This is a genomic window from Thiocapsa bogorovii, from assembly GCF_021228795.1.
Taxonomy (GTDB): domain Bacteria; phylum Pseudomonadota; class Gammaproteobacteria; order Chromatiales; family Chromatiaceae; genus Thiocapsa; species Thiocapsa bogorovii.
This window is the reverse complement of record NZ_CP089309.1, coordinates 5,397,167-5,410,518: the sequence shown is the minus strand read 5'-3', so window position 1 is coordinate 5,410,518 and position 13,352 is coordinate 5,397,167. Positions and strand designations below refer to the sequence as shown.

Below are 13,352 nucleotides of genomic sequence, written 5' to 3'. Positions count from 1 at the left end.
GAAGGTGTACGGCGCTACTGGCGCTACTCCACGCGCTCGATCACGTCCGTGACCAGACCGGTCTGCAGTGCGTCGGACAGCGAGATCAGAAGAATCTTGTTGTTGGGCACGGCGGCGGCGGCGATGGCGACATCCGGATCGATGCCCATCTCGCGGAGATAGAGGAAGGCGTCGGCGACGTAGCGCTGCCCGCCCTCATGGCTGCTGAACCGCCTCGGGACCTTGCTCTGATGGATCCCCAGTTTCGCATTGGGCGTGACGTAGCGTTCGGCGCCGCCCGCGAGTACATCAATGCAGGCCGAGGTACAGGCCTGATCAACCGCCGTGCGCAGACCCATGGTCCGCAGGTAGCGTCCGAGCTTGCGCGCTTCGAAGACCGAGCCCCCGGGGCTGTTGATCACCAGGCCGACGACTCTGCGCCTGCGCAGCTCGCCGATCGTCTTCTCGGCGAATCCATCGGATATCTCGACACCGTCGATGCGCAGCCAGTTCGATCGCAGGGTCCCGTCCGGCTCGAACCGGACCAGGGTGGATGTCACGCCGGTGGCTTCGGAAACTTCCCGACAGGATTCGGTCGCGAATTCGAGCAGGGCCGGTCCACGGGAACCATACTCGACGACCAGCTGATTGGATCGTTCGATGATCGCGTCGACACGGAAGCCGTACTTGTCGGCGGCGGAGATCACCGCCGAGTCGGTCACGGCCACGTCTAGATTCTGACCGACACGCAGCAGATGACAGGCCGCGACCCGACGCAACCAATCGTCTCGGCTCATGCCTTGCGGGGCGCGGGTCGAGCCCGAGATCGGGCCGCCGCTCCGGTCCGAGCGGCGATCCGACGTCTGGTCGGTCATCGGGCCGGGCACGGCGCAGCCGACAAGAGTGGCGATCGAAACGCCCAAAAAGAGAAACGCCAGCGTTCGGAACATCGGGCTGTGCTGCCCCCTTCCCATCAGGCCCGAATCTCGATCCCCCGGGCGAGGAGATACGATTTGACGGCCTGAATCGGCACCTCGCGCCGGTGAAAGATCCCCGCAGCCAGTGCGGCCTCGACATCCGTCGCTGCGAACACCTCCGCGAAGTGCTCGACACAGCCTGCACCGCTCGAGGCAATCACGGGAATACCGACGGCCGACCTCACGGCATGGACCAGCTCGAGGTCGAAGCCTGCACCCGTCCCGTCGCGATCGATCGAATTGAGCAGGATCTCGCCGGCTCCCAGGATCTCGCAAACCCGGGCAAGCTCCACGGCATCGACGTCGCGACCTTCGCGTCCACCCTTCACCGTGCATTGAAACCAACAATAGCGCTCGCCATCGGGTCCGGGTGTGGATGTCTCGACCGTGTGATGGTGCGTCTCCTCCGTTGCGCGAATATAGACGCGACGCGGGTCGATGGAGATGACCACCGCCTGGTTACCGTAGACCCGGGCGATCTGCTCGATCGCCGTGCTGCCGTCTTTGGCGCCGCGTTGCAAATAACCTTCGACGGCCTCGACCGCATCCGAGCCGATCGAGATCTTGTCCGCCCCGGCGCGGAAATAGGCGTCGGCGACATCGAGTGCCGAATACGCCGTTCCTTGCGCGTCGCGAAAGGCTCGGATCCCGCCGCCGATGGTGAGGGGCACGAAGACGCGCTCCGAGGTCCGTTCGAGGACCTCGAGCATCGGCTGATCGGCAAGCGGGAAATCACGGAAGGCGGTGATATTGAGGAAGGTGATCTCGTCGGCGCCCTCCTCGTAATAGCGCTGCGCGAGCTCGACCGGTTTGCCGAGATTGCGGACCTCGCCGGCCTCGCGCACGTCGTATTGATCGCCCTTGGTCACGACCAGATCACCCGCGTCGTTGGTGCGCACGTCCAGACAGGCAATGATGCGTTTGGCCAGACGCGTCGGACTGCGATCGGTCGAGGGGGTCGTCTTGTGCAGCGGCTGATCGTCGCCGCCGAGAAAGCGTCGGAGCAGCCGCAACCCGGCGCTTGCACTCTTCTCGGGGTGAAACTGAACCGCGGAGATCCGTCCTCGTTCGACGGCGCTCAGAAACGACCGGCCGTAGTCCGTCTTGGCGAGCTGCCAGTCGCGGTTCTCGGCGGTAGGCTCGGCGTAGTAGGAGTGCACGAAGTAGAGCTTCTCGCCGGCGTAGTCGGCGAACAAGGGGGAGTCGCGCTCCACGCGAACGTCGTTCCACCCCATGTGCGGGACGGCGAGCGTGCCCGCTTCGAAACGGCGTATCCGACCCGGGATGATCCCGAGTCCAGGCACGTCGGGGGACTCCTCGCTGCCTTCGAAAAGTGCCTGCAGGCCGATGCAGATCCCGAGATAGGGGCGCCCCGCGGCGAGATACTCGCGCAAGGGTTCCAGATAACCGAGTGCCTGCAGACGCTGCATCGCTGCCCCGAAGGAACCGACGCCGGGGAAGATGAGACGCTCCGCCTTGAGGATGTCCGCCGGGTGCTCGATCTCGGTCAGATCGAAGCCCAGGGCATGGATGGCATTGCGGAGGCTACGTACATTGCCGGCGCCGTAGTCGAGCAGGGAAATCATGGGTCTGAATCCGAAGCGGTCCTGTTGATATCGGATACGCGGGTGGTTGGACCCGCGGACGAAACGGCTATCTTAGCGCTATCGGGCGTTCGGATTCAGATTTCTCCGTCCGGTGTGTGGAGCTCGATCCCTTCGGCCGCCACCACCCGCGCCAACGCGACCTCCATCATGGCGCGCGCCTGCGCCGTCGCCGCGTGCAGGTAGGCGTGCAGGGCCGCATCCTCTGCGTTGCGATCCTCGCATTCCGCGCTGTAGCTCTCGAAGGCGTTCAGGGAGAGCACCAAATCCACCAGGTGATGGGGGCACTCGCAGCGCACGCTGGGCGAGGCGGTGGCGATCCGCAGCAGATCCGCGTCGGCGAAGCGCCGCTGCGGGATCGGCAAGGAGAGGTCGAGGGCGGGCTCCTCGACGGCCTGTGCGGGCGTCTTTCCAAAATCGCCCGTGCACAGGTGACGCAGCTCCTGCAGATCGACCGGCGCGCGTTTCGGAATCAATCTGCGGGCATCGAGTCGCTCGATCGTAGACCGAGTGGCGAAGCCGTAGACCAGGATCGCGCGAGCCGCGCCGCATTGTGCGACCAGCTCGCCGATCTCGCGCACTTGGTCGCCTTGAATGGTGGGGTACTCGATCACGGCAACGTCCGGCTTCATTGGCGCTGGCTCCGCGGCAAGAAACGCCCGGCGCGACGGGTAGAGCCCCACGATCTCGATGTCGCCCGAGATCGGGTTCTCGCGCCTGAAACGCTCTGCGAGCGACGACCCGATCACCAACACGCGGCACGGGCGTTGCGGCGCGCCTGTCGCCTCGGGTAGGTCCGATCCGCGGATCCGCTCGCGCAGTTGCTCGAGGCTTAGGTTCGCGACACTGCTGATCGCGTCGCCTCGATCGACCAATCGCTTGATGAGGGTCAATCGACTCACGTCGTCCGGCCCATAGAGGCGGGTACCCGACTCCGTCCGAAGCGGGGAGACGACGCCGTAGCGACGCTCCCAGACGCGCAACGTGTCGGCGGGGACTCCGGTCAGCCGCGATACGGCGCCGATGCGATAGGTATGACCCGGTAAGGCTGCGTCCTGGTCGGTCAATGCGATCTCCTCATGGTGAGCGGGAAACGGGTGTTCATATTTTGTTTATGTTATGCCCTTGACATGACCCAGAGTGGCGACTAATGTTGAGCTTGAAAGTTGGTCATAAGCCGGTCACTCTGACGTTGAATGTCAACTGCAGTGTTCGCGGCGGTGCTTCTCCATGCCGGAACACGTCTGGCAGTAGGAACATAGTGGGAGTTTACGTGCCACCGTCCAAGTCTTGTCCATGTTCGATACGAACATCGTCAGCGTCGGGATAGCGGTATCGGCCGCCCGAACCCGACGAAACGAACGATTTAATCCATCATTTCCATGTCGACAACCAGGAGAAAACGCCATGCATCTTCAGCAGACCCGAGCCCTCCGAAATACCTTTGACGTGGACATTCCGCTCCACCCGGACACTCGCTCTTACGAGGACGTCGCGACGCTGGTAGAAGAATTCCTGAACAGCATCGACAGTTATCGTCGAGACGCGCAAGGCTTGGCCCAAGGCGACGTGCTTCAGGCGCTTTCGATTGCGACCGCGGTACAGATGGCCAAGGGCCAAGCGAACGAACGCTACGGATCCGGCTTGCGGATCGAGTTGCAAGGACTTTCGGTCGAGAGTGCGTCGGTGCGCTCCTAGCCCGCGGCGATCAACCCGGTCTATTCAGCCTGACCGGACAAGGCGTTCCCGTCGGCCTCGTGATACGCCGGCGACACATTCGGCGGGGATCGGCACATGCCGAACCCCGCCCGGTTGAGCGGAAAACCAAGACCCATTGCACGAATCTGAAGTAGCATTGCAGCCCTGTCGATGCCGACCTTCGGCTCAATCTCCACGTCATCTCTCCCGGGGACTGTATGCAACGGACCTCCACCGCCCTCGCGCTTGCCTCGACACTCGTACTGCTGACGATCTCCTCGGTCACCTACGCAGACGAGACCCTGCATCTCTACAACTGGAGCGATTACGTCGCCGAGGACACGCTCTCGGGGTTCGAGTCCGAGACCGGGATCAAGCCGCGCTTGGATGTCTACGACTCCAACGAGGTTCTCGAGGCGAAGCTCTTCGCCGGGAGCAGCGGCTATGATCTGGTCTTTCCGACCGCGAGACCCTTTGCCGCACGCCATATCAAGGCCGATCTCTACCTGCCGCTGGACAAAGCCAAGCTCCCGGGTTTGGACCGCCTCGATCCGTCGATCATGAGCCAGCTGGCGAACATCGACCCCGACAACGCCCACCTGGTGCCCTACATGTGGGGAACCTCGGGCTTGGGCATCAATCGCGACAAGGTTCAGGCCGCCTTGGGCGAGACCGCCGATCTGGACACTTGGGCATTGGTCTTCGATCCCGACACGGCGGCCAAGCTCGGCAATTGCGGCATCAGTCTGTTGGACGACCCGACCGAGGTGTACTCCGCCGCCCTCGCCTATCTAGGCAAGGATCCGAACAGCCTCGACAAGGCCGATCTCGACGCTGCCTCGGCGCTGATCAAGGCGATCTATCCGCACGTGCGCTACTTTCACTCCTCGCAGTACATGAGTGACCTGGCCAACGGCGATCTCTGTGTCGCCATGGGCTACTCCGGCGATGTCTTTCAGGCGCAGTCGCGCGCCGAAGAGGCCGGCAAAGGCGTGGTGATCGACTACGTGATCCCGCGCGAAGGCGCCGCGGTCTGGACCGACGTCATGGCGATCCCGAAGGATGCGCCCAACCCGGCCGCGGCGCATGCCTTTATCGCCTACATGTTGCAACCCGCCGCCATCGCCGCGGTCTCGAACGCGGTTTACTACGCCAATCCCAACCTCGCGGCCACGCCGCTCTTGGACGATGCGGTTCGGGAGGATCCGGCAATCTATCCGCCCACCGAGGTCAAGGAACGTCTGTTCGTGCCCTCCGAGCGCAGCGATCGGGAGATCCGGGATCTGAACCGTCTCTGGACGCGCCTCAAGGCGAACCGCTGACCGGGATCGGGGGCCTCGCCGATGGCTACACTCGCCGAGCGGCGCTCGCTCGAGCCTTGGCAGGATCCCAAGGCGATTCCCTATCTGCGCATCGACCGGGTCACCAAAAAGTTCGGCGACGTCTATGCCGTAGACGACGTCAGTCTCGAGATCTTCCAGGGCGAGTTCTTCTCCCTGCTCGGAAGCTCGGGCTGCGGCAAATCCACGCTGCTGCGTATGCTTGCGGGGCTCGAGTATCCGAGCGCCGGACGGATCTACATCGACGGGGTGGATGTCACGGATGTCCCGGCCTACTCGCGGCCGGTGAACATGATGTTCCAGTCCTACGCCCTTTTCCCGCACATGAGCGTGGAGCAGAACGTGGAGTTTGGGCTCAAGCAGGATCGGCTGCACAGGCGCGAGCGCAGCGAACGGGTCGGCGAGATGCTGGAGCTGCTGAAGATCACCGAGCTGCGCAAACGGCGGCCCGATCAGCTCTCGGGCGGACAGCGCCAGCGCGTCGCGCTCGCCCGCAGTCTGGCCAAACACCCGAAGCTCCTGCTGCTCGACGAGCCGCTCGGTGCGCTCGACAAGCGGCTCCGCGAAAACACCCAGTTCGAGCTGGTCAATCTGCAGGAGCGACTCGGCATCACCTTCGTGACCGTCACGCACGATCAGGAAGAGGCCATGACCATGTCCACCCGAATCGCCGTCATGGATGCCGGACAGATCATGCAGGTCGACACCCCGACCGCCATTTACGAGTTCCCCACCTGCCGTCTGGTCGCCGAGTTCATCGGGTCGATCAACCTGTTCGAAGGCAAGGTCGTCGCCACCGAGGGCGAGCACGTCCTGGTCGAGACCCGGGTCGGCCGACCCATGCGCATGCGTAGCTTCCATCCGATGGTGCTCGGCACCCCGGTCACGGTCGCGGTACGACCCGAGAAGATGCGGCTCTGCGCGGACTTCCGAGACGACGGGGTCAATCAGCTCAAGGGTCGGGTCGAGGACATCGCCTATCTCGGAGACGTGTCCATCTATCGCATCCGTGTTGGCGACGGGGCACTGGTCGAGATGACGCTGACCAACGTCCAACCGCGCACCGAGCAGGCCCTGACCTGGGAACAAGAGGTCGCTATCGAATGGTCGCCGACCAGCGGCGTGGTCCTGACCGAGTAGTCCTCGGAGCGATCGAGCATCATGCCTGCACCGCCCCCGAATCGCTCCACGTACGAGCATCGCACAAGCCGATGGGTCAACATCGGCATCCCCTACCTGTGGTTGGGGCTCTTCTTCCTGCTGCCCTTCGCGATCGTGCTGCAGATCAGCCTGGCCGAGCCGGCGCTCGCCCAGCCGCCCTACACGGCGCTCTGGCAGTGGGTCGACGAGGGTCTGCTGCGCATCGAGATCAATCTGCGCAACTTCATGATGGTCGCGGAGGACGACCTCTATCTGAGCGCCTTGCTCAACTCGCTCCAAGTCGCCTTCATCTGCACCCTGCTCTGTCTGCTCCTGGGTTATCCGATGGCCTATGCCATCGCCACCGCTCCCGAACGTTGGCGGATCATCCTGCTGATGTTGATCGTCCTGCCCTTCTGGACGTCCTTCCTGATCCGCGTCTACGCCTGGATCGGGATCCTCAAGCCCAACGGTCTATTGAACGACGCGCTGATCTGGCTGGGCCTGATCGACACGCCATTGGCGATCCTTCACACCCAGACGGCGATCTACATCGGCGTCGTTTACTCCTATCTGCCCTTCATGATCCTGCCGCTCTACGCCAATCTCACGCGGCTCGACCCGAGTCTGCTCGAGGCCGCGGCAGATCTGGGCTGCCGCCCCATGCGGGCCTTCCTGCGGGTCACGCTGCCGCTTTCGATGGCCGGTATCGTCGCCGGCAGCATGCTGGTCTTCATCCCGGTCGTGGGCGAATTCGTGATCCCGGATTTGCTCGGCGGACCCCAAAGCCTCATGGTCGGTAAGCTGCTCTGGACCGAGTTCTTCTCCAACAAGGATTGGCCGCTTGCCTCGGCGCTGGCGATCCTACTGCTTGCGCTGCTGGTCGTGCCCTTCGTCATGATGCAACGTCTGCAGCAGCGCATGGAGGGCAGCCGCGGATGAGGCGTCGACGCTGGTCGCTGCTGACCCTGCTCGCCTTCGGCTACGCCTTTTTGTATGTGCCGATCCTGCTGCTGATCCTCTATTCATTCAACGAGTCGCGCTTGGTGACCGTTTGGACCGGGTTCTCGATCAAGTGGTATGTCGAGCTCTTTCGGAATCAGCAACTGCTCGATGCCGCCTGGTTGAGCGTGCGCATTGCCGCCGTGAATGCCACCCTGGCGGTCGTGCTCGGGACCCTGGCCGCCAACGCGCTGGTGCGCCATCGCAAGTTTCGCGGACGCACCGGATTCGAGCTGCTGCTCACCGCCCCTCTGGTGATGCCGGATGTGATTATCGGGCTGTCGCTGCTTCTGCTCTTCGTCGCGATGCAGCAAACGATCGGATGGCCGGACGGTCGCGGCTTTACGACCATCACCATCGCACATGTCACCTTCAGCATGGCCTATGTGGCCGTGGTGGTGCGCGCGCGTCTCTCCCAGATGGACCGCTCGCTCGAGGAGGCGGCCATGGATCTGGGCGCCCGCCCGCTGCGCGTCTATCTGACGATCACGCTCCCCCTGATCGCGCCCGCCCTGCTCTCGGGTTGGCTGCTCGCCTTCACGCTCTCGCTCGACGACCTGGTCATCGCCAGCTTCGTTGCCGGTCCCGGCTCGACGACGCTGCCGATGGTGATCTATTCGAGCGTGCGTATGGGGGTTTCGCCACAGATCAACGCCTTAGCGACCATCGTTGTCGCGGTCGTTACGCTGGCTGTCGTGATCGCGGGAATCTCGATGCGCCGAGGTCCCGAGGCACGGTGAGTTGGTTTCCTCCGAGGGCTGTGCTAGAAATCCGGTGCCGGAAATGCCGTCGGCTTCAAGTCATGGGGACCGCCCGCGCGGCGGCTCGAAGGTTCATCGGATCAAGCGGATCCAGCCAGTCCCGTCGGCGAATTGATTCAGGATAAGGATCGATCCCGGCGGCCGGCCTATGGTATCGCCGGTACTCACGGGTCTCTCGAGGAGTCGAGACCTTGGCCCGGCGGGAGAGGTTGAGCTGGATGGGTCGATCCGGAGTGGGTGCGGGGGAAAGACGATCGGGACGTGCGTGAGGCGCCGTCCGGTCGAAGGTTTGATCACGACGGCCACACGGATCCGTCTGAACGGGCGCCGCCCGCGCGCGCCCTTAAGCGACTCCTCGAATCCATCGGCCGCAGTCGAGGACATCATGATGAATCGGCACACGCATGACGCCACCGGCTCGCTGAGCGTCGGCAAGGCTCGGTCGGATCGGCTCGAGGCGCCGGTCGCGTTGCGAGAAACCCAGCCATCGAGCATGCTCGAGCGCCCCGTGCAGACCCCGCTGGTGTGGCGAGATGAATGGTGCATGGGCATCCCCGCATTGGATGCCGACCACCGCCGGCTCGTCATACTGGTGAATGCCTTGCTCGCCAGTCGACCCCGCTCGGATCAGACGTCAGGCGGGACCGGCGATGACCGGGAGCCGGACACCGCCGAAAGCGAGCCCCTCGCGCGTTTCGAGGCCCTCTTGGATCATCTTCGGCATCATTTCGAGCGCGAGGAAGCGCTTATGCTGTCGATCGATTACGACGACTTTCAGACCCACAAATGCGAGCACAGCCTGCAGCTCGCAGAGCTCACTGAACTCCGTCGGCAGGTGTCGCGCGAGCGCGGCGGTGCCTTCAGCCACGAGTCGTTGCAATGGGTCAAGCGTTGGTGCTTCGACCATTTCATCGCCGAGGACAGGCGTCTTTCCCGGGCATACGCGGAGGCGACGCGACCATGAAAGCGTCGCGGGCTAGCTCGCCTGCTCACGCAGCCTCCCTGTCGGCCCGCCCGGAATGCGTGCGACCAGGCGCTTGAGCCAAAGACTCTCGGGGAGCAAGACGAGATAGACGACGCAGAGGATCACGGCCTGGTACCAGAAGCTCGTCAACCAGATCGGGGTCACGCCTGTCGCGAGCCAATTCTCAGCCAGACGCTGCAGGTTGAAGAAGCTGAAATAGGCCAAGAAGGCGAGGAAGAGACGGCCCGAGCTGCGCTGCCGAGGTGAGAGCGCCACCAGCGGAATCGCAACGATGGTGAGAATGAGGATCGCCAGGGGCGCCGCCAGGCGGTGCTCGAGCTCGGCGCGGTCGGCAGGCTCTGGGGACGCCAAGAGGTCGCGAGACGGCGTGGTCGAGCGTTTGGAGATCGCGCCCGGCGCGGCGCCGGACGACCGGATACGAATCCGATACTCGTCGAACTCCCCGATCATGAAGGCGGCCGAGCCCGGATCGCCGTCGAAGCGGTGCCCTCTTGACAGGGTCACGATGTGGTCGCCCGTGTCCTCCTCGATCCGATGCCGCCCCCCCTGGCTCACCACCAAACGGGCGACATCCTCGCGACGGTCAAGGATAAAGACATCCCCGAGCGACTGCTGGCGATCGATGTCTCCGATATAGAGCACCAACTCTCCACCTTGCTCGAGATAGAACCGACCGGGTTGAAGGCCCGCGATTTGTGCGGCCTGTTCCTTCTGCTGCATCCGGATCTGATGGATTCCGGCTGCGGCCCAGGGCTGCAGGAGCAAGGAGATCCAGGCGGTGACGAAGGCAACGGGCACGGCGAGGATCAGCAAGGCCCGAAACACCCGTCGCGGTCCGATGCCGCAGGCACTCATCGCAATCAGCTCGCTGTCGCGGGAGAAGCGGCTCAAGGTCACCAGCAGCGCCAAAAAAAAGGCCGGCGGCAACAGGTTCGGCATATCGCGAATGACCTGAAAGGCCAGGAAGTTGATCACCAGGTGCGCGCTCAGCGCCCCGACGTTCACCTCCTCGAGCGTGCGCAGGAAGAGCATGCTCGCAACCACCAGCACCAAGATCGCCACGATGGCGGAGAACACCTTGGCCGCTTCCGAGAGCAGATAGCGATCGACAATGCCGAGCATGGGATTCCTTAAGGTGTCATCCGGGGTTTATCGAGGCGTCATCGAACGGGATGCTCGGGGTCCTCCAGCGCCTTCGAGGCGACCTCGAAGGTATCGGCAGAGAGCTCCTCGGCCGCGAGAATGCGCTCGATCTCGGCGCGCATCAGCGCCTGACGGTCCGCATCGTATCGGCGCCAACGGATGAGCGCCTTGAGCAGCCGTGCCGCGATCTGCGGATTGAGCGGATCCAGCTCCAGGACGCGGTCGGCGAGGAATCGATATCCGCCGCCGTCGCGGGAATGGAAATGGGCCGGATTGGCGGTGCAGAAGGCACCGACGAGGCTGCGCACCCGATTCGGATTGCGCAGCGAAAAATCCGGGTGCTGCAGGAGTCCGTTCACGACGCGCAGGGTCTCCTCGCGGCTGCTGGTCGCCTGGACACTGAACCACTTATCGATCACCAGCGGCTCCTTGGCCCAGCGACGGTAGAACGCATCGAGTGCGGGCGGTCCCTCCTCGCCGCCGTGATCCACGAGCAGACGCAGCGCGGCGATGGCGTCAGTCATGTTTCCGGCATCGGCGAATTGGGCGCGACACAGGGCTAGACCCTGGGCATTGCCCGTAGCCATGAGGTATCCGAGGGCGAGGTTCTTGAGCGCACGTCGTCCGATCGCATCGGGTGTCGGTGCATAGGGCTCCGTGTCGGCGTTGTCGCAATACACGCGCGAGAACTCCCGGGCAAGCCTTTCGCCGAGCATGCGGGCGAGCGCTGTCCGTGCCCGGTGAATCCCCTCCACATCGACGGTCTCCATCTGGTCTCCCAGAGACGATTCGGAGGGCAGCGTCAGCACCTCGGCCAGCAGGGCCTTGTCGGTTTCAGGGCTCGTCAGCGCGCCTCGAAAGGCCTCGATGAAACGACCCGGAACCTCGGCGGTAGGATCCGCCGTCATCGTCGAGAGGACACGCTGCATCAGGATGCGTGCGGCATTCCAGCGCGAGTAACCATCGCTGTCGTGCCGCAGGAGAAGGAGCAGGTCCTCGTCGCCGTAGTCAAATCTCGGCTGCACCGGAGCGGAGAATCCGCGCAGCAGAGAGGGCACGGGCCGAACGGGAACATCCACGAAGCATAGACGGGTCTCCCAATCGCGCAGCTCCAGAACGCGCGTCCCCGGATCCCCTGCGTTCTGCTCGCCCTCGAGGCGCAGCGCCAGCTCCTGTCCCTGCGGATCCAGCAGGGCAATCGCGAGCGGAAAGTGCAGCGGATCCTTCTCGGGCTCGCCCGGCGTCGGCGCGATGTCTTGTCGAATCAGGAGACTGTAGGTCGCACGCTGCGCATCGTACGTGGCCTCGATGTGAAGACACGGGGTCCCGGCTTGGGAGTACCAGCGGCGGAACTGCATCAGATCGCGCCCGCTCGCATCCTCCATACAGCACACGAAATCATCCGTTGTCACGGCCTGCCCGTCATGACGCGTGAAATACAGGTCGGTGGCCTTGCGGAACAGCTCCGGGCCGAGCAAGGTCGCCTGCATCCGCACCAACTCTGCACCCTTGTTGTAGACGGTCGCGGTGTAGAAATTATTGATCTCGACATAAGAGTCGGGCCGCACCGGGTGCGCCATCGGACCGCTGTCCTCCGGGAACTGATGGGCCTGGAGCAGGCGCACGTCTGACACACGTTTCACCCCGCGCGAGCCGACATCGGCCGAGAACTCCTGATCGCGATAGACGGTGAAGCCTTCCTTGAGACTGAGCTGGAACCAGTCGCGGCAGGTGACGCGGTTGCCGCTCCAGTTGTGAAAGTATTCGTGCGCGATGACGCCCTCGATGCCCTGGAAATCGTCGTCCGTGGCGGTGTCGGCGCGCGCCAGCACGAACTTGTCGTTGAAGACGTTAAGCCCCTTGTTCTCCATCGCGCCCATGTTGAAATGACTCACCGCGACGATCATGTAGTTGTCGAGATCATATTCCCGACCGAAGCGTTCCTCGTCCCACCGCATCGCCTTCTTCAGCGACTGCATTGCGTGGTCGCATCGGTCCAGATTGTGCGGCTCGACGAAGATCTGCAGCGAGACGTCGCGGCCGGATTCCGTCGTGAAGCGGTCCTCGATCGCACTCAGGTCGCCCGCGATCAACGCGAAGAGGTAGCTGGGCTTGGGAAAGGGGTCCTCCCAGGAAACGAGATGTCGGCCATCGTCGAGCACGCGCTCCTCGATCCGGTTGCCGTTGGACAGCAGCACCGGGAAGCGCCTTCGGTCGGCAACGAGGGTCGTCCGATAGCGGGCCATGACATCGGGGCGATCCAGAAAATAGGTGATGCGCCGGAACCCCTCCGCCTCGCACTGCGTGCAGAGCATATCGCCGGATTGGTAAAGCCCCTCCAGGGCGGTGTTGAGGTTGGGATGGATCCGAACACGCGTCTCGAGGCGGAAACGATCGGGCACACGATGAAGCGTGAGCGAATCCGGCTCCACGCGATACTCTGCAGACGAGAGTTTGTGCCCGTCGATCGCCACGTCCTCCAGGTCCAGTTGCTCGCCGTCAAGCCTGAGCGTGCCGTCGCCGCGGGTTGCTGCGGGATTACGGCGAACTTGCAAGGTCGCCTCGACGTGGGTTCGATCCGGATCCAGCTCGAATCTGAGGTCGACATGGTCGATCAGGAACTCGGGCGGGCGATAGTCTCTGCGATGGATCGGGTGCGGCGTGTCACGGTACATGATGGTGCTGCTCCAGGTTCAAGGTCGGGTTGACGGCCGGTGCCCCGG

11 protein-coding genes are annotated in these 13,352 nt (G+C 63.7%); 6 read left to right on the top strand and 5 right to left on the bottom strand.

Going from position 1 to position 13,352, the window contains the following annotated elements; translation table 11 throughout:
* Window positions 1-23 precede the first annotated feature (23 nt).
* From LT988_RS24055 to LT988_RS24045, 3 genes are all read right to left on the bottom strand, one after another.
* Window positions 24-953 carry a COG3904 family protein gene (locus tag LT988_RS24055; RefSeq protein WP_232408037.1) on the bottom strand — a complete coding sequence of 310 codons (930 nt, stop codon included), beginning with the start codon at window positions 951-953 and terminating at the stop codon, window positions 24-26.
* Window positions 953-2,542 (bottom strand): imidazole glycerol phosphate synthase subunit HisF, encoded by a 1,590-nt coding sequence (hisF, locus tag LT988_RS24050; protein ID WP_232408036.1) that lies wholly within the window; start codon window positions 2,540-2,542, stop codon window positions 953-955. Before hisF ends, LT988_RS24055 begins: the two co-directional genes overlap by 1 nt.
* Before the next feature lie 95 nt (window positions 2,543-2,637).
* Window positions 2,638-3,627 (bottom strand): MerR family transcriptional regulator, encoded by a 990-nt coding sequence (locus LT988_RS24045; RefSeq protein WP_232408035.1) that lies wholly within the window; start codon window positions 3,625-3,627, stop codon window positions 2,638-2,640.
* A gap of 340 nt (window positions 3,628-3,967) precedes the next feature.
* Here LT988_RS24045 and LT988_RS24040 point away from each other — a divergent pair, with 340 nt between their 5' ends.
* The 6 genes from LT988_RS24040 (at window position 3,968) to LT988_RS24015 (ending at window position 9,465) form a co-directional block, all read left to right on the top strand.
* Window positions 3,968-4,258 carry a hypothetical protein gene (locus LT988_RS24040; RefSeq protein WP_232408034.1) on the top strand — a complete coding sequence of 97 codons (291 nt, stop codon included), beginning with the start codon at window positions 3,968-3,970 and terminating at the stop codon, window positions 4,256-4,258.
* A 218-nt stretch (window positions 4,259-4,476) separates the two neighbouring features.
* A complete protein-coding gene (locus LT988_RS24035; RefSeq protein WP_232408033.1) occupies window positions 4,477-5,580 on the top strand; it encodes a polyamine ABC transporter substrate-binding protein in 1,104 nt (367 codons plus the stop codon).
* Between the two features lie 21 nt (window positions 5,581-5,601).
* Window positions 5,602-6,738 carry an ABC transporter ATP-binding protein gene (locus tag LT988_RS24030; RefSeq protein WP_232408032.1) on the top strand — a complete coding sequence of 379 codons (1,137 nt, stop codon included), beginning with the start codon at window positions 5,602-5,604 and terminating at the stop codon, window positions 6,736-6,738.
* 21 nt (window positions 6,739-6,759) lie between these two features.
* Window positions 6,760-7,680 carry an ABC transporter permease subunit gene (locus LT988_RS24025; RefSeq protein ID WP_232408031.1) on the top strand — a complete coding sequence of 307 codons (921 nt, stop codon included), beginning with the start codon at window positions 6,760-6,762 and terminating at the stop codon, window positions 7,678-7,680.
* On the top strand, window positions 7,677-8,480 hold the full coding sequence (locus LT988_RS24020) for an ABC transporter permease subunit (RefSeq protein WP_232408030.1): 804 nt from the start codon (window positions 7,677-7,679) through the stop codon (window positions 8,478-8,480). The genes LT988_RS24025 and LT988_RS24020 overlap by 4 nt, the downstream gene beginning before the upstream one ends.
* Window positions 8,481-8,886: 406 nt before the next feature.
* Window positions 8,887-9,465, top strand: a complete 579-nt coding sequence (locus LT988_RS24015; protein ID WP_232408029.1) for a bacteriohemerythrin — start codon at window positions 8,887-8,889, stop codon at window positions 9,463-9,465.
* Window positions 9,466-9,477: 12 nt separating this feature from the next.
* Here LT988_RS24015 and lptF read toward each other — a convergent pair whose 3' ends face one another.
* Together lptF and pepN are read right to left on the bottom strand one after the other, a co-directional pair.
* Window positions 9,478-10,608 (bottom strand): LPS export ABC transporter permease LptF, encoded by a 1,131-nt coding sequence (gene lptF / locus LT988_RS24010; protein WP_232408028.1) that lies wholly within the window; start codon window positions 10,606-10,608, stop codon window positions 9,478-9,480.
* Window positions 10,609-10,646: 38 nt separating this feature from the next.
* Entirely contained in the window at window positions 10,647-13,304 is a 2,658-nt protein-coding gene (pepN, locus tag LT988_RS24005) for an aminopeptidase N (RefSeq protein WP_232408027.1), read from the bottom strand.
* Window positions 13,305-13,352 lie beyond the last annotated feature (48 nt).

What these genes read in the sequence shown, in the direction of transcription:
- LT988_RS24035 (WP_232408033.1), top strand. Translation starts at nt 4,477, where the DNA reads ATGCAACGGACCTCCACCGCCCTCGCGCTTGCCTCGACACTCGTACTG.
- LT988_RS24015 (WP_232408029.1), top strand. Translation starts at nt 8,887, where the DNA reads ATGATGAATCGGCACACGCATGACGCCACCGGCTCGCTGAGCGTCGGC.
- LT988_RS24055 (WP_232408037.1), bottom strand. Translation starts at nt 953, where the DNA reads ATGGGAAGGGGGCAGCACAGCCCGATGTTCCGAACGCTGGCGTTTCTC.
- LT988_RS24020 (WP_232408030.1), top strand. Translation starts at nt 7,677, where the DNA reads ATGAGGCGTCGACGCTGGTCGCTGCTGACCCTGCTCGCCTTCGGCTAC.
- LT988_RS24040 (WP_232408034.1), top strand. Translation starts at nt 3,968, where the DNA reads ATGCATCTTCAGCAGACCCGAGCCCTCCGAAATACCTTTGACGTGGAC.
- pepN (WP_232408027.1), bottom strand. Translation starts at nt 13,304, where the DNA reads ATGTACCGTGACACGCCGCACCCGATCCATCGCAGAGACTATCGCCCG.
- hisF (WP_232408036.1), bottom strand. Translation starts at nt 2,542, where the DNA reads ATGATTTCCCTGCTCGACTACGGCGCCGGCAATGTACGTAGCCTCCGC.
- LT988_RS24030 (WP_232408032.1), top strand. Translation starts at nt 5,602, where the DNA reads ATGGCTACACTCGCCGAGCGGCGCTCGCTCGAGCCTTGGCAGGATCCC.
- LT988_RS24025 (WP_232408031.1), top strand. Translation starts at nt 6,760, where the DNA reads ATGCCTGCACCGCCCCCGAATCGCTCCACGTACGAGCATCGCACAAGC.
- lptF (WP_232408028.1), bottom strand. Translation starts at nt 10,608, where the DNA reads ATGCTCGGCATTGTCGATCGCTATCTGCTCTCGGAAGCGGCCAAGGTG.